The following is a 24,528-nucleotide window of genomic DNA, read 5'->3' on the forward strand; positions in this document are numbered from 1 at the left end:
GGCTGCGCCGGCTCTCCAGCGCAGTAAACAACAACATGCCGGCCAGCATGGCCAACATGAACACGATCACTTGCCAGTGCCCTGTCAGCAGAATGGCCACTGCGGGGCCAGGACAGATGCCCGCTATTCCCCAGCCGATACCGAACAACAGGCTCCCGCCAATCAAGCGCGCGTCCAACTCACGTTTGACCGGTAGCTGCATTGGCCCTCCCAACAGCGAACTGGATTGTCGGCGGGCCCAAGTCAGCGGGCCGATGGCCACGCCAATGGCCCCGACCATGACCAACCCCAGGGAAGGATCCCAGGCACCGGCCAGATCCAGGAACGCGAGTACTTTGCCCGGGTTGGCCATGCCTGCCAGAAGCAGGCCCAGGCCGAACAGCAGGCCAGCAATGAACGCGGTCAGTTTGCTCATGTTCAACCCCCCAGCAGATGACGCAAGACAAACACCGTGACGAAACCACTGAACATGAAGCACGCCGTGGCGACCATCGATCGCGGCGAAAGGCGCGATATGCCGCAGACCCCATGGCCACTGGTGCAACCTGATCCGTATCGGGTGCCGATGCCCACCAATACACCGGCGGCGATCAGTCCGAGCCAGCCACTTTTGAACTCAATCTGTGGCAGCGCGGTGAACAAGCCCCATAGAAGCGGCGCGATGAGCAGGCCCAGGAGAAAAAGTGCTTTCTCACTGACTCCCTCGCTCCCACGCTGTAAAAGACTGCCGATCAGGCCGCTGATGCCGGCGATACGCCCGTTGGCGACGACGAATAGACTGGCCGCCAGGCCAATCAATGCGCCGCCGGCAAGGGATGACCAGGGAGTGAAGTTGAGCCAGTCGACATTCATGAGCTTTCTCCGGCGCAAAATGGTTGATGTTGAAGTCGGGCGCACGTCCCGGATTGCAGGCGAGGCCTGGAAGTGGACGGTTCTTGCACGTGACTAAATGGCTTTCACCAGCAAGGCCACCGCCACCACGATGGAAACGGCGGCGAAGCCTCTTTGCAAGTGTGGGCCCGCCAGCCGTGCCGCGATCAGACGTCCGCCGACCATCCCGACCAATGCGCCAGTGGAAAACGGAATGGCCACTGCCCACTGCAAGTGCCCGGCCGCCGAGCTTGCCGCAACGCCGGAAATGGAAACCAGCGCAATAATGGCAAGCGACGTCGCCAGCACCGACTGCGGTGTCAAATTGGTGTATCGCTGGAGCGCCGGCACCATCACAAAGCCACCGCCCACGCCGAGCAAGCCGGAAAGCCCTCCCGCGATAATGCCTGAGAAGGTGAGTGCCCACGCACACGGCCCGGTCCAGTTGAGCTTTCCTCGGTTCACATCCAATTGACACGGCGGCGGCTTGGAGGTGAAGGGGGTCTTCGATTCCGTGGAGGGTGCCAGCGATCGTTGATATACCCGAAACGCAACGTACATCAGCACGAAGGCAAACAGGATCGTCAACGGACGGTTAGGCGTGCGTTGCGCCAGCCAAAGGCCAAGTGGGGAACATACGATCCCCGCCCCTGCCGTTAAAAGCGCAGCTTTATAGCGGACGGTGCCGTTTCTGAGTCCCATCACGGCACCCAGGGTTGCGGCCAAACCGACCGCCAGTAAACCGATTGGCCCTGCCTCGGCCATGCTCAGTCCCGCTCCAAACACCAGTAACGGAACAGCCAGTATGCCCCCTCCGGCGCCAGTCAGAGCCAGAATGACCCCGACAGTCAGCCCAAGCAGTAAGACGACGATCATCTCAGTCTCCTTGTTTTCAGGCCTGATCTCATACGTCAGCCATCTCGGGTTTCGCCATCCATTCACGACCCTTGAGCATTCCCTTCCAATACAGCGGTGGAAGAATCCGCTCCTTGAGCAGCCATGCCAGCCTCGATGGTCGGGTACCGTCGATCAGCCAGGATGGAAAGCTGGGGGCGACCTTGCCGCCATAGGTGAACTCAGCCAGTACGATCTTGCCGCGCTCGACCGTCAGCGGGCAGGAGCCATAACCGTCGTAATGGGCGCTGCCTTTCGCTTTACCCATTGCCGCCAACACATTATGGGCGACGACTGGCGCCTGTTTGCGTGCTGCAGCTGCGGTTTTGGCGTTGCTGGAGTTGGCAGCATCGCCCAGCGCGTGAATGTTGGCCCAGTTTTTATGGCGCAACGTGACAGGGTCGACATCAATCCAGCCAGCCGCGTCAGCGAGAGGGCTGATCCGAATGAAATCCGGCGCGATCTGTGGTGGCACCACATGAAGCATATCGAACTCGCGCGTCATGACATGGGAACTGCCATCCGGATTAACGCAGTTGAACGTTGCGGTCCGTGCGGGTCCATTCACGCTGGTGAGCGTGTTGCCGAAATTCAGGTGGATACCATAGGCCTTGATGTATTCCATCAGTGCGGGCACGTAGTCGGGAACCCCGAACAGCACCGCGCCGGCGCTGCAAAACTCGATCTCGACGTTGTCCAGTACACCGGTACGTTTCCAATGATCGGCAGACAGGTACATGGCTTTTTGCGGCGCACCGGCACATTTGATCGGCATCGGCGGTTGCGTGAAAACCGCCCGGCCACCCCCCAGTTGCTGCACCAGTTCCCATGTATAGGGGGCAAGGTGATACAGGTAGTTTGAGGTCACGCCGTTGCGGCCCAGGGTGTCCGACAACCCCTCGATGGCATGCCAATTGAGCTTCAGGCCAGGGCATACGATCAGTTGCTCGTATTTCACGACCCTGCATCCATCGAGAATGACGGCATTTCTCTCGGGTTCGAAAGCGGCGACCGCCGATTTGATCCAATGCACACCGTGGGGGATGGTCGTACCCATCGTGCGCGCAGTCTGGGGCGCGTCGAAGACGCCACCGCCGACAAGTGTCCAGCCTGGCTGGTAGTAGTGCACATCTGCCGGATCGATGATGGCGACGTCGAGTCCAGGCTCTCGCGCCAGCAAACTGGATGCCGCCGCGATACCGGCCGCACCGCCGCCGATGATGACCACGGCATGCTGCGCCTCAGCCACTTCGACCGGCGTACGCCCCTGGTTGGCAATCCGGCGAATGACGCCTTTCATATCGAACCCGGCTTTCTTGGCCGTCTCGACGATGTGTGGCAGGGATTGTTTGCCCGCCTGCGACAGGGCCCACATCGTTGTCGAGCGCATGCCGGAACGGCAATAGGCCAACACGGGTTTTGGAAGCGTTTCAAGGAGCTTGCCGAAGGCAATACCTTGCTCATCAGTGACTTTGCCTGATTCCGCGGGAAGGTAGTGCGCTTCGATGCCGACCGCTTCGGCGGCTCGTTTGATTTCGGCAAACAAGGGCTGATCACTGCCTTCGCCATCGGGACGGTTACACACGACGGTGCGAAAGCCGGCTTCCTTCAGTTCAGCCAATTGGTTGGGAAAAATCTGTTCGGATACCGACAGTTCGGGCGCAAGGTGGCGAATGTCCATAAGTGACTCCGTTATGGGAATTTTTTTCTTATGCGTTATTTGGGAAAGACAACGTCAGGCGACGTTGAGCGGGATTTTCAGGTAGCGCGTTCCGTTCGATTCAGGCTCGGGAAAGTGCCCGGCGCGCATGTTGACCTGAACCGAAGGCAGGATCAGTGTCGGCATTTCCAGCGATGCATCACGCTTTGTGCGCATTGCCACAAACTCCTCCTCACTGATGCCGTTACGCACATGAACGTTGTGGTCGCGCTGGTCGGCAACGGTGCTGACGAATTGCACCTCGCGGCCACCCGGCTGATAGTCGTGGCACATGTAGAGCAACGTATTGGCCGGCAGGCTCAGTACCTTGTTGATTGACTGGAACAACGTGCGCGCGTTTCCACCGGGAAAGTCACAGCGTGCAGTACCGTAGTCGGGCATAAACAAGGTGTCGCCAACGAATGCAGCCGTTTCGGTGCCGTCGCTGATCACATAAGTCATACAGGCCGGCGTATGGCCAGGTGTATGGAGTGCGTGGCATTGCAGCGTGCCAATGGTGAACGGTTCGTCATTGACGAACAGGTGATCGAACTGACTTCCGTCGCGGGGCATCTCGCCAGCGGTGTTGAACAGCGTGCCAAACACCTCCTGCACCGTCGAAATCTGACTGCCGATGCCTATTTTCCCACCGAGCTTTTCCTTCAGGTATGGCGCTGCCGTCAGGTGGTCTGCGTGGACGTGGGTCTCGAGAATCCAGTCGACCCTCGCATTGAGTTCGCTCACCCTCGCAATCAATTTGTCGGCAGAGGTTGTGCCGGTGTGGCCGGACTTTGGGTCGTAATCCAGTACGCTGTCGATCAACGCGCAGTGGCGGGTCGCCTCATCCAGCACAAGATAGCTGACGGTATTGGTAGCAGAATCGAAGAATCCTTCGACGTGAAGTTTTACACTCATTGGCCTGTCTCCTTAGGGGCTTTTACCAAGCCGCTCACACTAAGGACTGACATAGCAATAAGTCTGCCAGACCCAAAAAGAACCAAAATATGATTCTATCTATCTGATTTAATTGGTTTTATTTTTTAAATACGGTTTTATTTTTTCTGGATCCATCTGGATTCACTGCCATTGGCAGTGCCTGTTGACAGAGATGGCAGTGCCACAACAGGATGGATGGATTCTCAGGAGCCACGATGAAGACTTTCTTGCCCACCCCCACCCACTCACTCCCGCACTCGGAACAAGTGCAGTCACTGGTTTCGTTTCTTGAGCACGAACCACAACCGATGATCGTGCTCGATCCGAACTACAACATCCTGGCTGCCAACACGGCCTATCAGCGGCAGTTTGGCAGCGCTGACAAGCCCTTTATCGGCCATAAGTGCTATCAAATCTCGCACCACTACGACGTTCCTTGTGATCAGGCGGGTGAGAACTGTCCGATGAAAAAGGCGCAGGAAATGCGCGGACCGGATCGTGTCTTGCACATTCACCACACGCCTCGCGGTCCGGAGCACGTCGACGTCGAACTGCGCCCGATTCTGGACGAGCACGGTGTCATCACTGCCTATGTGGAGCGCCTCACGCTGGTTCGCAGCGCATCAGCGCGACCCAGCAACGAAGGGCTGGTTGGCCGCTCACCGGCCTTTAACCTTGCCCTGTCGGAGCTGCAGCGGGTGGCCCCATCCATGCTGCCGGTACTGCTGCTGGGCGAGTCCGGTACGGGCAAAGAGCTGTTCGCCCGCGCCGTACATGAAAACAGCGACCGGGCCACAGGCCCCTTCGTCGTCGTCGATTGCTCGGGATTGCCCGAAACGTTGTTTGAGAGCGAACTGTTCGGCCATGAAAAAGGGGCATTCACCGGGGCCACCACGCGCAAGCCCGGACTGGTTGAAACGGCCCAGGGCGGCACCTTGTTTCTCGATGAGATTGGTGACGTTCCACTCGCCATGCAGGTGAAACTGTTGCGCCTGATCGAATCGGGCACCTATCGCCGTGTCGGCAGTGTCGAGACCCTTCACGCCAACTTCAGGTTAATTGCCGCGACCCACAAACCCCTGGAAAAGATGATGGAGAGCGGCGAGTTCAGGCAGGACCTGTACTACCGCATCAGCGCCTTTCCCATTCAGTTGCCCCCCTTGCGCAACCGGGTTGAAGACATTGGTTTGCTTGCGAATTCATTTCTACAACGTGCCGGTACCGGCAAGCGCCGGCTGACCATAGAGGCGGAGGCTCTGACACAACTGCAGCGACATTCCTGGCCCGGCAATATCCGCGAATTACGCAATGTGCTGGAAAGAGCCAGTCTGTTCGCCGATGATGGAGTGATCCGCTCCACACATTTGCCCCAGGCACCCGTGGCGATATCTCCTCAGCCCCCTGCCGCTTCAATGCCTTTCGACGGCAGCTCGCTGGCACAGGCACTGGCTACGTTCAAAGGCACCCGCAGTGAACTGGCCAGGCACATGGGCATCAGCGAACGTACGTTGTACAGACGATTGAAAGAACAAGGTTTGGCCTGACCAATAGCGCCACGCCGCACGACTGCCAACAACTGCCAATCACTGCCACCCTGACAGGTTGGCAGCGCATTGGCCTGTCAAGGCATCCCGCACCCGATTCCACAGATCACTAAGTAACTGTTTTAAAACGATAAAAATAGACGCCCTCCCCTTGGCATGCCGTGTGCTAACTGCAAGTCATGACCATTTCCGACAAACGACTTCGCCGCCATCTGCTCACGGCAGTAGTGATCAAACTACTGGTGCTGACAGTGCTGTGGTGGCTGTTCATCCGGGATTCGCACGTCAGTGTCGACCCGAACATTATCGGCAACCGTTTCGGTGTACCCACCTCGACTCAAGGGGCAAGCAAGTGATTTCAGAACACCTGGTAGATTTGTCTCGGCTGCAGTTCGCAGCCACTGCGCTTTACCACTTTCTTTTCGTACCGCTCACGGTTGGCATGGTGTGGCTGTTGGTCATCATGGAAAGCGTCTATGTGATGACCGGCAATGTCATCTGGAAAGACATGACGCGCTTCTGGGGCAAGCTGTTCGGCATCAACTTCGCCCTGGGGGTGACAACCGGTATCACCCTGGAATTTCAGTTCGGTACCAACTGGGCGTATTACTCGCACTACGTGGGCGATATCTTCGGTGCGCCGCTGGCCATTGAAGGCCTGATGGCGTTCTTTCTTGAATCGACCATGATCGGTCTGTTCTTCTTTGGCTGGGATCGCCTGAAGAAAGAGCACCACTTGCTGGTCACGCTGCTGATGGCCATCGGTACCAACCTGTCGGCACTGTGGATTCTGATCGCCAATGGCTGGATGCAGAACCCGGTGGGTTCAGAATTCAGTTACATCACCATGCGCATGGAGATGGTCGATTTCTGGGCGGTGGTGTTCAACCCGGTGGCCCAGGCCAAGTTTGTGCACACGGTGTCCGCCGGTTATGTCACCGGCTCGATGTTCGTGTTGTCGATTTCCAGCTGGTACTTGCTCAAGCGTCGTGATGTCGAGTTCGCCAAGCGCAGTTTTCGGGTGGCGGCGGCTTTCGGCCTGGCCTCCGTGCTCAGCGTCATCGTGCTGGGGGATGAGTCGGGCTACACGGTGGGTGAGGCGCAGCAAACCAAGCTGGCGGCCATGGAAGCCATGTGGGAAACCAAACCCGCGCCGGCGGGCCTGACCTTGCTGGCCAGCATCAACGAAGCCGAGTCCAAGAATAACTGGGAAGTCGATGTGCCTTGGGTAATGGGCTTGATCGGCACGCGCTCGGTCAGCAAGCAGATCCCGGGCATTCATGACATCAAAGAGAAAAACCGCGCGCGCATTCTGCGTGGCATTACCGCCGTCAATGCACTTGAAGCCCTGCGGGCCGATCGCACCGATAAGGCGGCGTTCGAGACCTTCGAAGCCTACAAGACCGACCTGGGCTTTGGCCTGCTGCTGAAAAAGTACGTCGAGGATGTCAACCAGGCGACGCCGGCCATCATCGACAAGGCAGTGAACGATACCGTACCGCGCGTGACGCCGATGTTCTGGGGGTTCCGGATCATGGTCGCCCTTGGTTTTGCCATGCTCCTGCTGTTCGGGGTGGCCTTCTGGAGCACCTTGCAGTCGGCCTGCACACGCCGCCGCTGGCTGCTGCGCTGGGCACTCTGCATGCTGCCTGCGCCCTGGATTGCCTGCGAGCTGGGCTGGTTCGTCGCTGAATACGGCCGTCAACCCTGGACCATCTATGGCGTACTGCCCACCCACATGAGCGTCTCCACCCTGAGCATCAATAACCTCTATGGCTCGCTGGCAGGATTCGTGGCTTTTTACACCGTGCTGCTGGTGGTTGAAATGTTCCTGATGGTCAAGTTCGCCCGCCAAGGGCCCGGCAGCCTCGGAACCGGCCGTTATGCCCACGATGCCAACATGAAGGAACTCCACCATGCTTGATTACGTCACCCTGAAACTTATCTGGTGGGCACTGGTCGGCGTACTGCTGATCGGCTTCGCCATCATGGACGGCCACGACATGGGGGTCGGCACCTTGCTGCCCTTTGTAGGCCGCACGGACCTGGAACGACGCGTTGCGATCAACACCGTAGGGCCGCACTGGGACGGCAACCAGGTGTGGTTCATCACGGCCGGCGGCGCGCTCTTCGCCGCATGGCCGGTGGTCTACGCCACCGCGTTCAGCGGGTTTTACTGGGCGATGATTCTGGTCCTGTGGGCGCTGTTCTTCCGCCCGGTGGGTTTCGACTATCGCAGCAAGATTCACAACGCCAAATGGCGCAGCACCTGGGACTGGGGTCTGTTCATCGGCGGGGCCGTGCCGCCGCTGGTGTTCGGCATCGCGTTCGGCAACCTGTTGCAAGGCGTACCGTTCCACTTCAACGACATGCTGGTATCGACTTACACCGGGAGTTTCTGGCAACTGCTGAACCCTTTCGCGCTGCTGACCGGCGTGGTGAGCAGTGCAATGATCACCCTGCAAGGCGGTACTTATCTGGCGCACCGCACTGAAGGCGTGGTCCAGTCCCGTGCCATCAAGGGCGGGGTTGGCGCGGCGCTGGTGCTGCTGTGCACGTTCGTCATTGCCGGCGTGTGGTTGCAGTCGATCGACGGCTATCGCATTACCTCGGTGGTGGATATCGCCGGGCTGCCGGACATTCTCAACAAAACCGTGGTACGCGAAGCGGGGGCCTGGATGGCCAACTATGGCCATTATCCTGCGTTGTGGCTGCTGCCTGCGCTTGGCTTGGCGGGCGCCGCCGGTGCCGCGCTGTTGCTGCTGATGCGCCGCACACTGGCCGCGTTTATCGCCTCGTCGCTCGCGGTGGTCGGGGTGATCAGCACCGCCGGTGTATCGATGTTCCCCTTCGTCATGCCGTCGTCAACGGTGCCTGCGGCCAGCCTGACCGTGTGGGACAGCGTGTCCAGTCATTTAAGCCTGGCCATCATGTTCTGGGCCACGTTGATCTTCATGCCGCTGATCGTGATTTACACCTCGTGGGCGTATCGCGTCATGCGCGGCAAGGTCACCGTCGCCCAGATCAAAGCCAACGAACATTCCGCCTACTAAGTGACGGCAGAGGAGTAATAAACATGTGGTATTTCGCCTGGATGCTGGGGGTCGGTTTCGCGTTGCTACTGGCCATATTGAATGCGATGTGGGGCGAGAACGAAGCTGGCCGCGCCATGAGCGACAATGACGAGACACTGTCATGACGCCGGGTGTCGCGACGCCCCCGCCCTCCTCGCACATTCAAGTGTCGAGTTTGGTTATCGCAATCGTCATCATGCTCGCGTGTACGCTCTACCCTCCCATGATGGTCTCCCCCGATGGGAGGCCTGACCACGCGCTGGCGACGGCATTGTTCGTCGCCATGAGTGTGGCCTTTGTGAGAGGTGTGGGTTTTGTCCCGCGGATGCTTGTCTGGCGGTGGCTGTTCTCAGGCTGGACTTGCTTTGCGGCACTTGCAGTGGCCGGCTGGGTCAAGTTTCTGCATTGAGGACTGACGGCTGAACCTTCACACAAGGCGTCGGAGCCTCAAGACAACAGAACGTTGATCTTGTCTTCACTCCCGTGAAGGGCACCGCGGAAAAACCACTCGAAAAATGCAACAGCCGGCGGGAATTCGGAGAGAGCTCCGAATCCGCCGGCATCGGCAGGCACGTTTGAGATCGACCGATTGCTGCCGCATCAGTGCCCCCCTCTATCTCACGCAAGGTGAACCGGGCATGCGCTATCAATGGACTGGCGACGCTTGACCCATAACCCAAATTGTTTCATGACCTCGATGACAGGCTCTAACCGCCGTCCGTCAACCGTGAGTTCGTACTCAACAGTGACGGGCACAGTGGGAAATACAGTCCGTTTTACAAGCCCTGCTTCCTCGAGGGCGCGCAAATCGATGGTCAGCATTCGTTGCGAAATTGCGGGAATGTCCCGCCTGAGCGCATTAAAGCGCTTTGGCCCGTCGAGCAGGTAGGAGGCAATGAGCAGGCGCCAGCGGCCACCCAGCAAACGCATCGCTTCTTCGACCGAGCAGCCTGATATGTTGTCTTTCATGGTCAGAGTCCCGGATGATCTTAGGTATATTTTTTGTACCTATACTACAAAATAGTGCGTTCTTCCTATTTTATACCTGACCTCTAGAATGAGCTGAAGCCGTCTCTGCGTTGGAATTGACAGCGATCACTCATGCTCTGGAGTCTGTAAATGAAGCTGTACTACATCCCCGCGTCCTGCTCCCTTTCGCCTCACATCATCCTCAATGAACTGGGTCTCGAGGCCACGCTGATCAAGGTCGATCACAAGAAGCACCTCACCGAATCGGGCGCCAATTACTTCGAGGTCAACAGCTTGGGCTACGTACCCGCCATCGAGCTGGACGATGGCACGCTCCTGCGCGAGGGCCCGGCAATTGTGCAGTACCTGGCTGACCTGAAGCCGGAGCTTGGACTGGTTCCCTCCCATGGCACCCTTGATCGCTACCGACTGCAAGAATGGTTGAACTTCCTGACGTCCGAGATTCACAAGGGGTACATTCCGCTGTTGTACTCAACCCTCGCGGGTCAATACGTAGACACTGCCAAGCCAAAGCTGGAGAAGCGCTTCGCCTGGATTGACGAACAATTGGCGATCCGCCCATACCTCATGGGTGATTCCTTCACTGTGGCGGACGCCTATCTGTTCGCCTTGACAGGCTGGGGCCAGGCCGCCTGGTTGACCAGCTATTACAAGGCCGACATCCACTTCGATGATTTGCATAACCTCCGTGCCTGGTATGACCGGGTCAAGGTTCGCCCTGCGGTTCAGAAAGCGTTGCGAGAAGAAGGTCTTGCGTGAAGGGACGCACAGACCGATTTAGACAGTTATCGACACTTGAACAGTATCCCGCCAGCCCCTTCAGCGCCTGTCCAGATAGCGGAACAGTTCCTCCTCCTGGTCGAAGTGCAACTGCACCAGGGTATCCAGGCGAATCAACTGATGCTGAATCTCTTCGGCGGGAACCGTGGTCGGGTCGGCACTGAAGTCGCTGCTCATGCGCGCCAGCAGATGGATGTGGCGAAAAATCTCGCGGTGTCCATAGCTCAGTGCCGACAAGGGGTCCTCGCCCGGCATGCTCAGGGTCAGCAGCGGATACAGGGTGTTTTCATCGTCCCGTTCATGGCTGGCCAGGGAGGCTTGCAGTTTGTCGACCAGTTCCGACAGATCGGTCTGCGCCTGCTCAAGCGGGCGCCGGGCGAAATCGCCGGCCAGTTGGTGCAGATCACTCAGCACAGTGGCGAGTTGGCGGTGTTCGTCCTGCAGTCGATCAATGTGCTCGCCGGCCAGTCGTCGCAGGCCCAGTCCTGCCGAAGGCCCCAACGCACGCAACGCATTAATGATGATGAGCACGTCGATGACTTCCTGAACCACGGCGCCGGCGAGCGGCGGCAGGAAACCGAGGGCGGCCACCGTCATGGCCAGCAGCGACAGCCCCATGCCGGCCAGCACGCCTTGCAGGGCGATGTGGCGGGTACGGCGGGCAATCTCCAGTGCCTCGACCAGACGGTCCAGGCGATCCACCAACAGCACAACTCCCGCCGCTTCCGCAGAGGCAGTGGCACCACTGGCCCCCATGGCCACGCCGACGGTGGCCGCCGCCAGTGCGGGCGCGTCGTTGATGCCGTCGCCGACCATCAGCGTGCTCGCGCGCGTACAGCCCTCCTGTACGGCACGCACCTTATCCTCCGGGCTCAACCCGGCACGCAGCTCGTCGATGCCGGCCGACAGCGCAATCATTTCGGCTGTTTCCAGGCGATCGCCCGTGAGCATGACAATTCGCTCGATACCGCTGTTGCGCAGCCGGCGAAGGGTTTGTGGGGTTTCCCGACGCAGGCTGTCCGAGAAAATCAGCAGGCCGCAGAGCGCCCCATCCACTTCAACGAAGCTTCCACCGCAGGCCGAGTAGTCCATATGGCGCAGCATCGCGGTGGCCCAATCGCTGACAGACGCCTCGGTTTGAGCAAAAGACAGCGTGCCGAGACGTACTCGACGCCCCTCAATCAGCCCACACAGACCGGAGCCCGGGCTTTCTTCAACCGCTTGCGGGGTGCTGAGCGGCAATCGGAGCTGGCGCGCTGCGTCGACGATGGCCTGGGAGATGGGGTGCACCGAGGCCTGTGCCAGCGAAGCGGCCAGGCCCAGCAGGTGCTGCGGATCGACCTGGCCATTGACCTCAACCGACTGCAGGTGGGCGTGCCCGCTGGTCAAGGTGCCGGTCTTGTCGAGAAACAGCTGTTTGGCCCCTGCCAGCGCTTCCAGGGTGGCGCCGTCCTTGATGAGGATGCCGCGCCGCGCCGCCCTGGAGATACCCGACATGATGGCGATCGGCACCGCCAGGATCAAAGGACAGGGCGTGGCCACCACCAGCACCGCCAGAGCCCGTAGAGGGTCTCCACTCCATAGCCAGGCCAGCCCGGCCATCAGCAGCGTCAGCGGAATGAAGAGCAAGGCGTAACGGTCGGCCAGACGCACGAAAGGCGCGCGTGATCGTCGTGCCGCCTCGGCCAGCCGCACGACACCGGCGTAAGTACTCTGCGCCGCCGTCTGCGTCGCCAACAGCTGGAGCGGCGCGCCGGCATTGGCGACGCCACTGCGCAACACCTCGCCTTCCCGGCGGGTGACCGGCAACGACTCACCACTGAGCGCCGACTCGTCCAGCGTTGCCGTGGGGCTGAGTAGACGACCGTCGACGGGGACCACCTCCCCCAGGCGGACCAGTAGCGTCTGACCCGGCTGGATCTGCTCGACCGGTATCTGGCGCAAGTCGTTCGGTTCCTGCAGCCAGGCAAAGCGCGGCGCCCGGTCGACCAGTGCACGCAGCTCGCGGTCGGCGCGTTGCGCGGTGAAAAATTCGAGGGTGCGCCCGGAAGCCAGCATCAAGGCAATGACCGCCGCCACCAGCATCTGCTCAAACACCAGGGCCGCGCCGATCGACAGCAGCGCAATCAAGTCCACGCCGGCCTCGCGCCGGGCCAGGCGCCTGACAATCTCCAACAGCAGCACCCCGGCCATGACCAGGCTCCCGGAGAGCCAGCACATCGCCGCCCAGTCAGGTTTCTGAGCAACCTGCGCAATGCCGCCCGCCAGCAGTGTCAGGGCAGTCAGCAGCAATAGCGCCGGGTCCAGCCACTTGTTGGACATCGTCGTAGGTTCCTCAAAAGGGATACGTCATGTGCTACGCAAAAATGCCGGCTGTGCATCAGCGTGCCGAGTCACCGCGCCCCGTTGATTCTAGTGACTTCGCAGCGATCGCTTTTTTTAATGCAAGGAAGGCTCGATTTTTTTGGCCTGGAAGGTGTTATCGAATGACTTACAACACATCGTGGTTGCTGCTGGTCGTAGCCGGATTTCTGGAGATTTTATTGGTCGCCGGACTGCGCTGGGCGACGTGAACAGAGCGAATACTCAATGAAACCGATAAACAACTTGTGTTGAAGAGCATTGAGGAAGAGGGATTGTTGTCGTTTGCGACAGGTAGTAATCGGCCAAGAGCGGTCATCCGGAAACGATTTTTTGTATGACACTTGCTCCATCGCTACGCGCCGACTTATGTCTCTGTGAACAAATCTTGGGGCTTCCCAATACTCAATAGGAATAGCGACTGGTTGTTCTTCCCGTAACAAACGGGATAACAACCGCCCCTTTTTAACAGGACGCGAAATTCAGACAGTGCCAAGCACAAGCCAATACAAAAAAATTGGCTTCCAGCGTACCTTATCTGCTTTGGGCTTTCGCGTTTCCGATTGGCAAAGAGGTGGCCCTATCTAGGCTGCCGGTTGATGACTAGTCACGCAGTGAATCCCGCCACCGCCGGCAGCGATGGCGTCGATGTTGATCTGCAGCACGTCGCGATCCGGGTAGAGTTTTTTCATCAGGTCGAAGGCCTTCTTGTCCGCGTCCTTGTCGCCGAACTCCGGTGCGATCACCGCGCCATTGATCACGAAATAGTTGATGTAACCGGCCGCGAAATCGTCGTTGTCCTTGTTGAACCTGGTCTTGCGCGGTTTCAGCGGTGGCGACACGGTGTGAGTCTGCAACGGGCGACCGTCGGCGTCGGTGGCTTTCTTCAGGATTTCCAGGTGCGCCAAGGTGACCTTGTTGTCGTAGGAACGCGGGTCAGTGTCGAGGTTGGCGATCACCACGCCGGGCGTGACGAAGCGCGCATAGAAATCGACGTGGGCATCGGTGATGTCCTTGCCCTTGATGCCTGGCAGCCAGATGATTTTGCGCAGGCCCAAGCGTGCTTTCAGCTCTGCCTCGACATCGGCCTTGCTCCAGCCAGGATTACGATTTTCGTTGATCCAGCAGCTTTCGGTCATGATCGCGGTGCCATGGCCGTCGACTTCAATGCCCCCTCCCTCGCCCACCAGTTCACTGCGCTGGTAGGTCGCTTGAGAGTCGGCCGCCACGCGCTTGGCAATATTCGCGTCCTTCGAGTGCTGCTGCTTGTTGCCCCAGCCGCTGAAGTTGAAGTCCACCGCGCCCAGACCGTTTTTGTCATCGATGACGAAGTTGGCACTGATGTCGCGCATCCAGATGTCGTCGAGGTTGGCGATCTGGTAGGTGATGTTGGACATGCCGCAGATCTCTTCGGCCAAGTTGCGTTCGCTGCTGCGGCAATAAATGGTCAGCGGTTCGTAGCGGGCGATGGCGCGGGCGATCCGGCCCAACGCTTCCTGGACGTCTTCGGTGAAGTCTTCCCAGATCGCGTCCTGCGCGCCGAAGGCCATGTAGGCGCGTTCGTGTTTGTCGCCCTCGTCAGGCATGAACCAGCGACCTTCGCTGGCCGCCAGTACCCGCGCCGGTGACAGGCCGAGGCCCATGACGCCAGCGCCTAAGCCGGCGGCGACTGAAACCTGTTTGATGAACTCGCGACGAGTTGGCATGTGTACGTTCCTGATGGTGTAAAGGGCTGCCAGAGCAGCCCGGAAAAATCACTTTGCAGTGGCGGTCTTGAACTTGGTCCAGGTGCGCATGCGGGCGCGCATGTCGGCCTGGGGAATATCCTTGCCCGGTATCAGACGAGCATAAGTCGCTTCGTCGAGGTAGATGTCCGGGTTGTTGCGCATGGCCTCATCCACGTTTGGCCGGACCTTGGCGTTGGAGGTCGGGTAACCGGTGAAATTGCTGATTGCAGCCATGTTCTCCGGGCGCATCACGAAGTTGATGAAGGCGTAGGCGTACTCCGGGTGTTTGGCATCGACCGGAATGGCCATGTTGTCCATCCACACTGTGGTGCCCTCGCGCGGCACGCGGTACTGGAAGCGGGTCTGCTTGCCGGCGCTGTCCGAGGTACGCTGGGCCTGGGTCATGTCGCCGCTGTAACCGAGGGACAGGCACAGGTTGCCGTTGACCAGATCGGTCACCGGCTGCGACTGGAACTTGCGGATGTACGGCCGCAGCTTCATCAGCAAATCACTGGCCGCCGCAAGATCCGCTGGCTTGGCGCTGCGCGGGTCGCGGCCCAGATAATTGAGCACCACGGCCAGCACTTCGTCCGGCGAGTCGATAATCGAAATCCCGCAATCGGCAAACCTGGCCGCCAACTCCGGTTTGAACAGCATGTCCAGGCTGTTGACCGGCGCGTCGGCCATGCGCTGTCTGATCTGCTCGGCGTTGTAGGTGAGGCCGATGGTGCCCCAGGTATACGGCACCGTGGCCTTGTCCGAATGCTCGTAATGGCTGCGCAGTTTTTGCAGGCCGGGTTCGATGTCGTCCATCGCCGTGACCTTCGAGCGATCCAGCGGCAACAGGCTGCCGGCCCTCATCAACCGTTCAGCCACGGTGTCGCCGGGAAAGATCAGGTCGTAGCCGCTGCCACCGGCAAGCATCTTCGCTTCCAGGGTTTCACTGCCGTCCATTACGTCGTAGATCACCTTGATTCCGGTTTCGGCGGTGAATTTGCTCAGGGTGTCTTCGGCGAAATAATCGGCCCAGTTGTACAGCCGCAGAGTCTTGTCCTCGGCGTGCGCCGCCGGCATCAGACCGGCCAGCGCCAGGCCCAGAGCGCCCAGCAACCACTTGTGTGAGGTGTGCATATCAGACTCCTTGAGGATTCCAGCGGGCGTTAAGGTGACGGCCGTCCTGGCTGAGCAAAGCGCCGTACATTTCCGGGCGACGGTCGCGGTAGATGCCCCAGCTCAATCGATCTTCGCGCATGGCCGAAAGATCCAGGCTTTGCACCAGCACGCCGGTGCTGGCGCGGTCGGCTTCGGCGAGCATTTTTCCCTTGTGGTTGCAGATGAACGACGAGCCGTAGAAATTCATTTGCAGCGCCGCATCGGTGCCCGCCACTTCACCGCCAACCCGGTTGGACGCGATCACCGGCAGCAGATTGGCAGCCGCGTGGCCGCGCATGGTCATCTGCCAATGGTCCCGCGAATCCAGATCCACACAGCCCGGTTCCGAGCCGATGGCGGTCGGGAACAGCAGCACCTCGGCGCCCATCAAGGCCAGGCAGCGGGCGGTTTCCGGGAACCATTGATCCCAGCAGATACCGACGCCGAGGCGGCCGAACGCGGTGTCCCAGACTTTGAAACCGGTGTCGCCGGGGCTGAAATATTCCTTCTCCTGATAGCCGATGGCGTTGGGGATGTGGGTCTTGCGGTACACGCCCAGCAATCGCCCGTCGGCGTCGGCCACGCTCAGGGAGTTGAAGTAGGCGTTGCCGGCCTTCTCGTACCAGCTCAGCGGCAGCACCACGCCAAGCTCACGGGCCAGCGCGGCGAAACGCGACAGCACCTGACTGTCGTGGTACTCCTCGGCCAGCGCCATGTGCTGATGGCTCTGCTCGATGCAGAAATACGGCGTGGCGAACAGCTCCTGCAACAGGATCACCTGGGCGCCCTGCGCAGCCGCTTCACGCACCAACTGCTCGGCGCCGTCAAGGTTGCTTTTCAGGTCCCAGATGCACGGCATCTGCGTGGTGGCGACTTTCAGCATCGTCATCGATCAACCCTCTACCGGCCAGGCTGGCTGTTGCTGGGTGATGCAGTGCACACCGCCACCGCCATGGGCCAGGTGGCTGATCAGCACCGGTACCACTTCGCGACCCGGGAACGCTTTGGCCAGGGTTTGCGCCGCGACCTTGTCGGCCTCGATGCCGTACGCCGGCATGATGATCGCGCCATTGGCGATGTAGAAGTTGGTGTATGAGGCGCAGAACACTTCGGCTTCGGTGTCCACTGCATCGCTGGCTTCATACAGCTCGATCAGCTCGAATTTTCGGCCCTGGGCGTCGGTGACCAGTTCCAGAGCGCGGCGGTTTTCCCTCACCACTTCGGCGTATACCGAGCTGCGATCGTGAGTAGCATCCACCAGCAACACGCCGGGACGGGCGAAGGCGCAGACGCCATCGACGTGGCCGTCGGTCATGTCACCGGTAACATAATCCGGATCGCCCGGCAGCCAGATGGTTTTCTTCACACCAAGCAGGCGACTGAAGATCTCTTCCATCTCGGCCTTGCTCACGCCCGGGTTGCGATTAGGGTTGAGCAGCACCGATTCGGTGGTGATCAGCGTGCCTTCGCCGTCCACGTGGATCGCGCCGCCCTCGTTGCTCAGCGCAGTGCCGAAGCACTCGCCGCCCAGGTGATTGAGCACGCGACGGGCCAGGCTTTCGTCCAGATCGTGGGCCGACTTGCCGCCCCACGCGTTGAAGCGCCAGCTCACCCCGGCCAGACCTCGCTCTGGGTGGACGACGAAGCTCGGGCCGGAGTCGCGGCACCAGCTGTCGTTGACTGCCAGCGGAATCAGTTCGATGTTCGGCCCGCACAAGGCTTTGGCGCTGGCGATTGCCGACGGATCGACGACCATTTTCACAGGTTCGAACCGGGCGATGGCATTGGCGACCCGAACGAAGTCTTCCTGCACCTGCGCCAACGTCACGCCCCAACCCGACTCCCACAGCGCCTGGTTATGCGGCCAAACCATCCACGTGGCGGCGTGCGTCACCCACTCGGCAGGCATCTTCCAAGCGTTGTTGTTATTCTCGTTTCGCGGCATGACAAGCACCTCTCGATTAAGCCATTGTGTTCAATGGAAATTGCCGTGATTTGGCGTGAGGTGAATGCTAATGATGTGAAACCGCGCCAACAAACGATGGATTTTGCGCAGAACTGATTAGGGGAACTTATCGATATGCTCAAGCACTGGCCGCCGCTCAGCTCCCTGCGCGGCTTCGAAGCGGCTGCTCGCCTTGGCAGTTTCCACAAGGCTGCCGATGAGTTGCACCTCACCCAATCGGCGATCAGCCAGCAGATCCGCAGCCTCGAGGCGTACCTCGAACAACCGCTGTTCTTTCGCAGCGGACGCAGCGTCGCACTAACCGACGCCGGCCACGATCTGCTCAGCACCACGCAAGCGATGCTGCAACAACTGGCGGTCGGTATCCGTCGCCTCGGGCAATATCAGAAGCCCAATCAACTGGTGCTCAACACCACGCCGGCGTTCGCCCGGCATTGGCTGCTGCCGCGTCTGGCGGATTTCCGGCAACAGCATCCGCAGGTCGATCTGTGGATTTTCAGCACCGATGAAGTGCCGGACATGGTCAGCCAGACGATTGACCTCGCCGTGCGCGACGACATCAGCTCGCAGGCCGAATGCAGCTTCAAGGTGCTGCATGCCGACCGCCTCTACCCGGCCTGCCATCCGAGACTATGGGACGTTCCGTTGAAACAGCGCACCACGCTGCATGGCGAGAGGGAAATGGACTGGAATCACTGGGCGGTGGAATCGGGCATTGATGTAGGACAAATGGATCAAGGACTGAATTTTTCCGACCCAGGTCTGCTACTTGACGCGGCCTGTGCTGGCATCGGCATTGCCTTGGTAAGCCAATTGCTAAGCCAGCAGGCACGCGCCAACGGATTATTGCGACCCTTAGTAGAGCAAACCATTCGCGGCCCGAACTGGGCCTTGCTGACCCATCGCGATAGTGAGAGCAGTGCACGACTCTTCATCGATTGGTTGATAAGCAACCTAGAAGCAGCGAACCCAGCTTAGTCAAAAACGCTCACTCATGAATGACCGCTTATGGGCGTCCCCTGTCTGTCGTGACCGGCTGGAGGCGACCGATTATTAACGGTGGCTACAGGCTGCAATCGGCCAATTTTTTGGACACGGACCATTCTTTGATCTGCTTGAGTAAGTACATAAACCTTACTACTCCCTTTGTTACCGCACCTGAATCGCCATGCCCGGTGGTGAAATGAAGCCTTGTAGTGAACTGCTGACAATTATCGAACCGGCCTATGCGCCTTGCAGAAACTTTGCTGACGCATGCAGCTCTCTCGTTTGGGCACCTGACAAAGGGCACGTTCCTCGTGGCTTTCTCGAAGCGACTGACACCCTTGGGGAGGTGGAACTGGTGCTTGTTTTGCAGAACCGGGCGATCCGCATGATGTAGAAAAGCACGAAACGATGGATACCTCACTGGAGTACACCTACCAATGCATGAAGTTTGGAACGGACCTGTTTCATCGCAATGTTCGGTACATTTTGAATCTTTGCTTTCCTGAAGACTCATTCGACAGCCAGCTCCGTAAAACATGGATGACAGAATCTCTCTTATGTTCTGAACCAAAGGAAGGTGGCTCAGTCAAGGCATCATCTTGGCGAGCTTGCACTAATTGCTACTTGAAACCGCAGTTGGATTTGCTTTCTCAGGCATTTGTAGTCGCGTTGGGCAGCAAGGCCAAGTCCCGCTTGAAGTCCATTGGCATACCATTTTTTCCAGCTGGTGCCGCAGCCCCACCAGGCTGCAATTTTTTAGGTGTAAGAAATTCGTGGAACGAGGCAGCGATGATTTTACGTGAACGCTGCATCACTAAACGCTCCCGTTATTCGTCAAAGACAGATTCTGCATAAGTTGATTACGGGCTGTCGCAGTCGAATCTTGAAAGACCGCCAGCTATCGGCACCAACTATTCCCGATCGGTACCCACTCAGCGTAAAAATCTGGAGTCGCAGCGAAGCACGCTGGCGAGTTTATGCCTGTCAGGACGGACCGGAAAGGGCCGCTTCTGGCCGATTTCTACCTGTTGCGAAGGGCAGTTTTTGGCCCAGATTGTGTAAAAACGCTCATAACCTGGTCGCCTTGGATCATTGACGTTCGTTGGCTGAGCGATCGCACGGTCAATGCTCCGAGTCGCATCGGTCGCGACTTGGAACACGTAACGTTGTTTTTACAGCCTTGGGATGGGCCAAAATCAGCCTTTTTTATGCCGACAGCGCCTTCATTAAACCGTTGGCACCGATGATTTTCATGACCCGTTCCAAGTTGCAGGCGAGCACATTCAAGCTCATCTCCGCGCTCACCCCGGCCAGCTTTCGCGTCAGGAAGTGCGTTGCACCCATCCATTGTTTGAGCGTCGCGAAGGGATGCTCAACCGTCCGTTTTCGGACGCGCATCATCTCTGGTGCATTGTTCAGCCGAAGCTGCATCTCCTCCCCCTGAAGCTCCTTCATTTGAGTTTTGAGCTTGGCGATTTTTTCTTCCAGCCGCCCGGCACTGGGTTCGGAAGCTGTGGGTTCTTGCCGATCGGCAGCATCGAGTTCCGCCAGGTAACGATTGATACTCGATTCAATTTCTTCCATGCGCCGTTTCAGTTTGGCGCTGGTGAAATTGCGGTCGCGGTTGTTGACTGCTTTGAACTGACTGCCATCGATCGCGACCAGATTTTCTCTGAATAATCCCAACTGCTGGCACAGCACAACGAACTGGCGACAGACGCCTTGGATGGCCTTGCTGTTGTTTTTTCGGAAGTTGGCGATGGTCTTGAAATCCGGCATCAAACGCCCGGTCAGCCACATCAGTTCGACGTTGCGCTGGGCTTCTCGCTCCAAACGTCGGCTCGACGGGATGCGGTTGAGATAGCCGTTGATGTAGATCTTCAGCAAGATCGCGGGGTGGTCAGCAGGCCGGCCAGTTTCGGCTGGAATGGCACCTTCAAAGCCCAGATTGACCAGGTCGAGTTCGTCGACAAAGACGTCGACTACGCGCAGCGGATTGGTATCGCTGACGTAGTCGTCGAGGCTCTCGGGAAGCGAGGTGCCTTGGCCTCGATGTTCATCTTGGATAAAGCGCTTCATGGGCGATCCTTGAGATGAAATCCTCAAGGATCAAAGCAAGGGTTCTCGACAATGTTTTGTTCACGATTTCAGCCAAAAATAGATCCTACACTTGATCTACTCCGGATCGTGACAGCAGACGCAAAGCTTGTTTCCTTCAGGGTCTCGAAAGTACGCCCCATAAAAATTCGGGTGGTATTCGGGTCGCAGGCCCGGAGCGCCTTCGCATGTTCCATCCAATGCCAACGCCAAGGCATGGGCGTTGTGTACGATCTGTCGATTAGGTGCCAGCAGAGCAATCATTTGCCCATTTCCTAGCGTCGCAGATTCGCCGTCGAACGGTTTGCCCACCACGAAAAGAGGACGTGCAGTGTCGGGGTGTTTCCAGCCCGCCCATGGGCGCTCAATGTCTGTGAACTTGAGATCAAGTCCGAGTATCTGCATGACCCCTTGATAAAACACAAGCGCTCGATTGAAGTCATTCACTCCGATGAATACATGTGAAATCATTTTTTTGTCCTGAAAAGAGGAAGCCTTCTCGCACCATACCAAGAATTTTCAGGCTGTTATCAACTCCTGGCCTGAAACATACGCCGTCGGTCTTGGAAGCTGTTTTTATACACACTGGGCCAGAAGCAGTCATTCGCACACGTATATTTCAGACCCCATGATTGCGGCTGCACGGGCCACAAACGGATTGTGTAGGCGCGCTATGCAGGTCCGCCCACCACGACTAATCCACAATGAACAACTTCGCCCCGGTGGTGGTGAATGACCGATGTCCCTCAGCATTGTTACCCACCTGATAACTCATGCCCGGTGTCAGCGTGAACTGACGACCATCTTCCAGTTCTGTGTGCAACTGACCCTCCAGGCACAACAGGATGTGCCCCCTCCAACACCAATGATCGGCCAAATATCCAGGGCTGTACTCGACCATCCGCACACGCGCTGAACCAAACTGGCAGGTACGCCAATAGGCTGTGCCTGTCTGGCCGGCATGCGTCACCGGCTCTATCGCTAACCAATCGGTGGTACCGAATGGGATTGCAGTAAGGTCCATGGTTACCTCATCGAAATACAATAAATGCCGACCGTATCAATCTGGCGATGGTGCCGATAGACACAGACGGCCCGCATTTATGGGATACAGGCGCTGCACAAACCCGAAGGCTAGTTGCCCCGCCCTCCTCCAAACGACCACTCATCGCCGGCCGTAGTGGAAATCACCACCATGACATCCTCCGCGTTCAGTCCCGTCGCCCGCCCCAATTTCTCGACCAGATCGCGGTAAAAACGCTGCTTGGTCTCAATACTTCGAGGACGGCCTGCGGTAATCGCGATTAGCACAAAATCATGGCTACGCGGCCCACCCAAGTAGTGGGGATCAAATATCAGCTCGCCGATCTCATGTTGGTGAATGGCCTGGAAGCGATCAGTCTTCGGCACTTCGAAGCTCTCGACCAAGGCGTCGTGTAAACCCTCAGACAACGCCTGTAAATACTCGACCGACTTCCCGCGGTGCAGTGAAATTCGTGCAAACGGCATCAACGATTACTCCTGACGTATTGGAAGGCAAGCCTGTAGTTCACTGAGCAAATTCAGCGCCGAGGCGGCTGTCGGCCAACCTGAATAAAACGCCAGATGGGTTATGACTTCGGCCAGTTCGTCAACACACACGCCGTTATCCAATGCACGTTTCAAATGAAATGGCAGTTGCTCCAGACGGTACATCGCCACCAGCGCGGCCACCGTCGCCAGGCTGCGTTCACGGGGCTTCAATTGCGTACGCGTCCACATGTCGCCAAACAATATGTTGTCGGTCAGCTCGGTAAACTTCTGCGGGTAGCTGTTCTGGTGCTCCCGCCCCGTGACCATCGATGCACTCATGATGTTTTTCCCCTGGTGTCCCAATTGACGGGGGAAACCTATCAAGTCGCGACAATTCCGAATATCAGATTTAATAGCGCCCATCATCCCGAATTAGTGGACCATTGAATGCGCCGCCCAACCTTCGATCTTGACGTATTGCGCACCTTCGTCACCGGCGTGGAGTTCAACAGTTTTGCCAAGGCGGCGGATCGTCTCGGTCGGTCGACGTCTGCCGTCAGCGCTCAATTGAAAAAACTCGAGGAGCAGGTCGGCACGCCGGTACTGACCAAATCCGGTCGCGGACTGGCCTTGACCCCTACGGGAGAAACACTGCTCAGCCATGCCCGCCGGTTGCTGGAACTGAACGACGGCATTTTCCAGACCCTGCATGAAAGCCAAACCGCCGGGACCGTACGCCTCGGGCTTCAAGAGGACTTTGGCGAACATTTCCTGAGCGATATCCTGCGACGCTTCGTCCAGACTTACCCGAGGGTGAATCTCGAAGTCAGGATCGCCCGTAACGCCGAACTGCTTGCTCTGGTCGAAAGCGCCGATCTGGACCTGGCCCTGACCTGGGACACCGGGCACCTGTCGCCCTACGCCACACGTCTGGGCGAAACACAAATGCACTGGATCGGGGCCCGCGATATGCCATTGCTGGCGGCCCTTGATGACTCATCGTTGCCATTGATCATGTTCGACGCGCCTTGCGTATTACGCAGCGCGGCCACCCAGGCGCTGGATGCCGCGCAAATACCTTGGCGGATCGCCCTGACCAGCCCCAGCGTCGGCGGTATCTGGGCGGCCGTCGCCGCCGGATTGGGCCTGACGCTGCGAACCCGCATCGGGCTGCCGAGCCATCTCACCGTTGTTTCTGGCTTACCCCCCGTGCCAAGCCTCGGCTATGTGCTTCACAGCAATGGCGACGACCCAACACCAGCGGCCCAACAATTGGCCGCACTAATCAAAACGAGCCTGCAAGAACAGGCGTATCGTTTCACGATTACGAAATAATCGAAGGCACCCAAGGGTTCAACTCGAATGACGGCCAAGGTCGTTTTCAGCCGGTCGCCACAGACAGAAATCGGCCAAAAGCAGACGTCGCTAGCTATCAATAAAAGGGGCAAATCGCCATGGGCCTTGAGGGGAGTGTGTCGAATACGCAGTGTTAGATAATGCCCATTTCTTCAGGCCACGCCTCCATTCCAAGCTTTTTCGCCGCTTCAACTAAACACGTCCTTTCCGCGTCGGATGCATCATTCAGTTCAGCGGCAATCGCCTCAAGCGCCGCGACGTCATCATCGTTTTCGAAGTGATGCCGGTCGTCAATGTGTTTGCAGGCAAGGACCAATGCGCGTGCGATTGCTTCCATGTAGCTCTCCGACAATCAAACAAAGGCTATAGGCGTAGTAGAGGATCATAGGTCGAGGCTCGAAAGCGCCTGATAGTGCCTGGATAGCCAACAAAAAAACAATTTTTTCTCGGGGCTACATGTCCACTTTTTTATCGATTGCTGTCTTTTTCGAAAGGCAGCTGTGGGTCGATTCTGTTGAAAAAGTCGGTTTTTCAGGAAGCGTGACACTGAACTTGGCCTTCAACTGAGAACCTATTCACCACT

General features: G+C 58.4%; 27 protein-coding genes. 9 read left to right on the forward strand and 18 right to left on the reverse strand.

Annotated elements, in window-relative coordinates; genetic code table 11:
* The 5 genes from JQF37_RS30625 to JQF37_RS30645 form a co-directional block, all read right to left on the reverse strand.
* On the reverse strand, nucleotides 1-415 hold a 415-nt coding region (locus JQF37_RS30625; protein ID WP_204149916.1), incomplete at its 3' end, for a DUF6691 family protein.
* Nucleotides 416-417: 2 nt separating this feature from the next.
* On the reverse strand, nucleotides 418-852 hold the full coding sequence (locus JQF37_RS30630; protein WP_103406900.1) for a YeeE/YedE family protein: 435 nt from the start codon (nucleotides 850-852) through the stop codon (nucleotides 418-420).
* A gap of 93 nt (nucleotides 853-945) precedes the next feature.
* Nucleotides 946-1,746, reverse strand: coding sequence for a sulfite exporter TauE/SafE family protein (locus JQF37_RS30635; RefSeq protein WP_130211131.1), 801 nt, complete (start codon nucleotides 1,744-1,746; stop codon nucleotides 946-948).
* Between the two features lie 28 nt (nucleotides 1,747-1,774).
* Nucleotides 1,775-3,445: a bifunctional protein tyrosine phosphatase family protein/NAD(P)/FAD-dependent oxidoreductase gene (locus JQF37_RS30640; RefSeq protein ID WP_130211132.1), complete on the reverse strand. Its 1,671-nt coding sequence runs from the start codon at nucleotides 3,443-3,445 to the stop codon at nucleotides 1,775-1,777.
* 54 nt (nucleotides 3,446-3,499) lie between these two features.
* Nucleotides 3,500-4,378, reverse strand: coding sequence for an MBL fold metallo-hydrolase (locus JQF37_RS30645; protein WP_130211133.1), 879 nt, complete (start codon nucleotides 4,376-4,378; stop codon nucleotides 3,500-3,502).
* A 236-nt stretch (nucleotides 4,379-4,614) separates the two neighbouring features.
* Here JQF37_RS30645 and JQF37_RS30650 point away from each other — a divergent pair, with 236 nt between their 5' ends.
* The 6 genes from JQF37_RS30650 to JQF37_RS31765 all read left to right on the forward strand — a co-directional run bounded on the left by JQF37_RS30650 (nucleotide 4,615) and on the right by JQF37_RS31765 (nucleotide 9,426).
* Nucleotides 4,615-5,943 carry a sigma 54-interacting transcriptional regulator gene (locus JQF37_RS30650; RefSeq protein WP_204149917.1) on the forward strand — a complete coding sequence of 443 codons (1,329 nt, stop codon included), beginning with the start codon at nucleotides 4,615-4,617 and terminating at the stop codon, nucleotides 5,941-5,943.
* 179 nt (nucleotides 5,944-6,122) lie between these two features.
* On the forward strand, nucleotides 6,123-6,299 hold the full coding sequence (gene cydP, locus JQF37_RS30655; RefSeq protein ID WP_047530293.1) for a cytochrome oxidase putative small subunit CydP: 177 nt from the start codon (nucleotides 6,123-6,125) through the stop codon (nucleotides 6,297-6,299).
* Complete coding sequence (locus JQF37_RS30660; RefSeq protein WP_130211135.1) at nucleotides 6,296-7,867, forward strand: cytochrome ubiquinol oxidase subunit I; 1,572 nt, start codon at nucleotides 6,296-6,298, stop codon at nucleotides 7,865-7,867. Before cydP ends, JQF37_RS30660 begins: the two co-directional genes overlap by 4 nt.
* The gene (cydB, locus tag JQF37_RS30665; protein WP_130211136.1) at nucleotides 7,860-8,996 is read left to right on the forward strand and encodes a cytochrome d ubiquinol oxidase subunit II; all 1,137 of its coding nucleotides are present in this window, start codon (nucleotides 7,860-7,862) and stop codon (nucleotides 8,994-8,996) included. The genes JQF37_RS30660 and cydB overlap by 8 nt, the downstream gene beginning before the upstream one ends.
* Before the next feature lie 23 nt (nucleotides 8,997-9,019).
* Nucleotides 9,020-9,142, forward strand: coding sequence for a cytochrome bd-I oxidase subunit CydX (gene cydX, locus JQF37_RS30670; RefSeq protein WP_047530299.1), 123 nt, complete (start codon nucleotides 9,020-9,022; stop codon nucleotides 9,140-9,142).
* Complete coding sequence (locus JQF37_RS31765) at nucleotides 9,139-9,426, forward strand: cyd operon YbgE family protein (RefSeq protein WP_130211137.1); 288 nt, start codon at nucleotides 9,139-9,141, stop codon at nucleotides 9,424-9,426. The genes cydX and JQF37_RS31765 overlap by 4 nt, the downstream gene beginning before the upstream one ends.
* Nucleotides 9,427-9,635: 209 nt before the next feature.
* Here JQF37_RS31765 and JQF37_RS30680 read toward each other — a convergent pair whose 3' ends face one another.
* Nucleotides 9,636-9,986 (reverse strand): helix-turn-helix domain-containing protein, encoded by a 351-nt coding sequence (locus JQF37_RS30680; protein ID WP_130211138.1) that lies wholly within the window; start codon nucleotides 9,984-9,986, stop codon nucleotides 9,636-9,638.
* Nucleotides 9,987-10,136: 150 nt separating this feature from the next.
* Between JQF37_RS30680 and gstA the strand changes: the two genes are divergently transcribed.
* Nucleotides 10,137-10,766, forward strand: a complete 630-nt coding sequence (gene gstA, locus JQF37_RS30685; RefSeq protein ID WP_130211139.1) for a glutathione transferase GstA — start codon at nucleotides 10,137-10,139, stop codon at nucleotides 10,764-10,766.
* A 60-nt stretch (nucleotides 10,767-10,826) separates the two neighbouring features.
* On the opposite strand, the gene JQF37_RS30690 is transcribed toward gstA, so the two are convergent.
* The 5 genes from JQF37_RS30690 to JQF37_RS30710 form a co-directional block, all read right to left on the reverse strand.
* Nucleotides 10,827-13,109 carry a heavy metal translocating P-type ATPase gene (locus JQF37_RS30690; protein ID WP_130211140.1) on the reverse strand — a complete coding sequence of 761 codons (2,283 nt, stop codon included), beginning with the start codon at nucleotides 13,107-13,109 and terminating at the stop codon, nucleotides 10,827-10,829.
* 623 nt (nucleotides 13,110-13,732) lie between these two features.
* Entirely contained in the window at nucleotides 13,733-14,854 is a 1,122-nt protein-coding gene (locus tag JQF37_RS30695; RefSeq protein WP_130211556.1) for an agmatine deiminase family protein, read from the reverse strand.
* 48 nt (nucleotides 14,855-14,902) lie between these two features.
* Nucleotides 14,903-16,006, reverse strand: a complete 1,104-nt coding sequence (locus tag JQF37_RS30700; RefSeq protein ID WP_130211557.1) for an extracellular solute-binding protein — start codon at nucleotides 16,004-16,006, stop codon at nucleotides 14,903-14,905.
* A gap of 1 nt (nucleotide 16,007) precedes the next feature.
* Entirely contained in the window at nucleotides 16,008-16,916 is a 909-nt protein-coding gene (aguB, locus tag JQF37_RS30705; RefSeq protein WP_204149918.1) for an N-carbamoylputrescine amidase, read from the reverse strand.
* A gap of 3 nt (nucleotides 16,917-16,919) precedes the next feature.
* On the reverse strand, nucleotides 16,920-17,972 hold the full coding sequence (locus JQF37_RS30710) for an agmatine deiminase family protein (RefSeq protein WP_130211559.1): 1,053 nt from the start codon (nucleotides 17,970-17,972) through the stop codon (nucleotides 16,920-16,922).
* Nucleotides 17,973-18,107: 135 nt separating this feature from the next.
* On the opposite strand from JQF37_RS30710, the gene JQF37_RS30715 reads away from it, so the two are divergent.
* Nucleotides 18,108-18,971 carry a LysR substrate-binding domain-containing protein gene (locus JQF37_RS30715; protein WP_130211560.1) on the forward strand — a complete coding sequence of 288 codons (864 nt, stop codon included), beginning with the start codon at nucleotides 18,108-18,110 and terminating at the stop codon, nucleotides 18,969-18,971.
* Nucleotides 18,972-19,630: 659 nt separating this feature from the next.
* Here JQF37_RS30715 and JQF37_RS30720 read toward each other — a convergent pair.
* The 6 genes from JQF37_RS30720 to JQF37_RS30745 all read right to left on the reverse strand — a co-directional run bounded on the left by JQF37_RS30720 (nucleotide 19,631) and on the right by JQF37_RS30745 (nucleotide 22,928).
* Nucleotides 19,631-19,792, reverse strand: coding sequence for a hypothetical protein (locus JQF37_RS30720; protein ID WP_189340529.1), 162 nt, complete (start codon nucleotides 19,790-19,792; stop codon nucleotides 19,631-19,633).
* Between the two features lie 394 nt (nucleotides 19,793-20,186).
* On the reverse strand, nucleotides 20,187-21,059 hold the full coding sequence (locus JQF37_RS30725; RefSeq protein ID WP_130211561.1) for a transposase: 873 nt from the start codon (nucleotides 21,057-21,059) through the stop codon (nucleotides 20,187-20,189).
* A gap of 96 nt (nucleotides 21,060-21,155) precedes the next feature.
* Nucleotides 21,156-21,548 carry a VOC family protein gene (locus JQF37_RS30730; protein WP_130211562.1) on the reverse strand — a complete coding sequence of 131 codons (393 nt, stop codon included), beginning with the start codon at nucleotides 21,546-21,548 and terminating at the stop codon, nucleotides 21,156-21,158.
* Nucleotides 21,549-21,771: 223 nt separating this feature from the next.
* Nucleotides 21,772-22,101, reverse strand: coding sequence for a DHCW motif cupin fold protein (locus JQF37_RS30735; protein ID WP_130211563.1), 330 nt, complete (start codon nucleotides 22,099-22,101; stop codon nucleotides 21,772-21,774).
* 110 nt (nucleotides 22,102-22,211) lie between these two features.
* Complete coding sequence (locus tag JQF37_RS30740) at nucleotides 22,212-22,586, reverse strand: tautomerase family protein (protein WP_130211564.1); 375 nt, start codon at nucleotides 22,584-22,586, stop codon at nucleotides 22,212-22,214.
* A gap of 6 nt (nucleotides 22,587-22,592) precedes the next feature.
* Nucleotides 22,593-22,928: a carboxymuconolactone decarboxylase family protein gene (locus JQF37_RS30745; protein ID WP_130211565.1), complete on the reverse strand. Its 336-nt coding sequence runs from the start codon at nucleotides 22,926-22,928 to the stop codon at nucleotides 22,593-22,595.
* 108 nt (nucleotides 22,929-23,036) lie between these two features.
* Between JQF37_RS30745 and JQF37_RS30750 the strand changes: the two genes are divergently transcribed.
* Nucleotides 23,037-23,924 carry a LysR substrate-binding domain-containing protein gene (locus JQF37_RS30750; protein WP_130211566.1) on the forward strand — a complete coding sequence of 296 codons (888 nt, stop codon included), beginning with the start codon at nucleotides 23,037-23,039 and terminating at the stop codon, nucleotides 23,922-23,924.
* Nucleotides 23,925-24,078: 154 nt separating this feature from the next.
* Here JQF37_RS30750 and JQF37_RS30755 read toward each other — a convergent pair whose 3' ends face one another.
* A complete protein-coding gene (locus tag JQF37_RS30755; protein WP_130211567.1) occupies nucleotides 24,079-24,282 on the reverse strand; it encodes a hypothetical protein in 204 nt (67 codons plus the stop codon).
* Nucleotides 24,283-24,528: the final 246 nt, after the last annotated feature.

The organism is Pseudomonas sp. MIL9, assembly GCF_016887925.1.
GTDB lineage: Bacteria > Pseudomonadota > Gammaproteobacteria > Pseudomonadales > Pseudomonadaceae > Aquipseudomonas > Aquipseudomonas mohnii.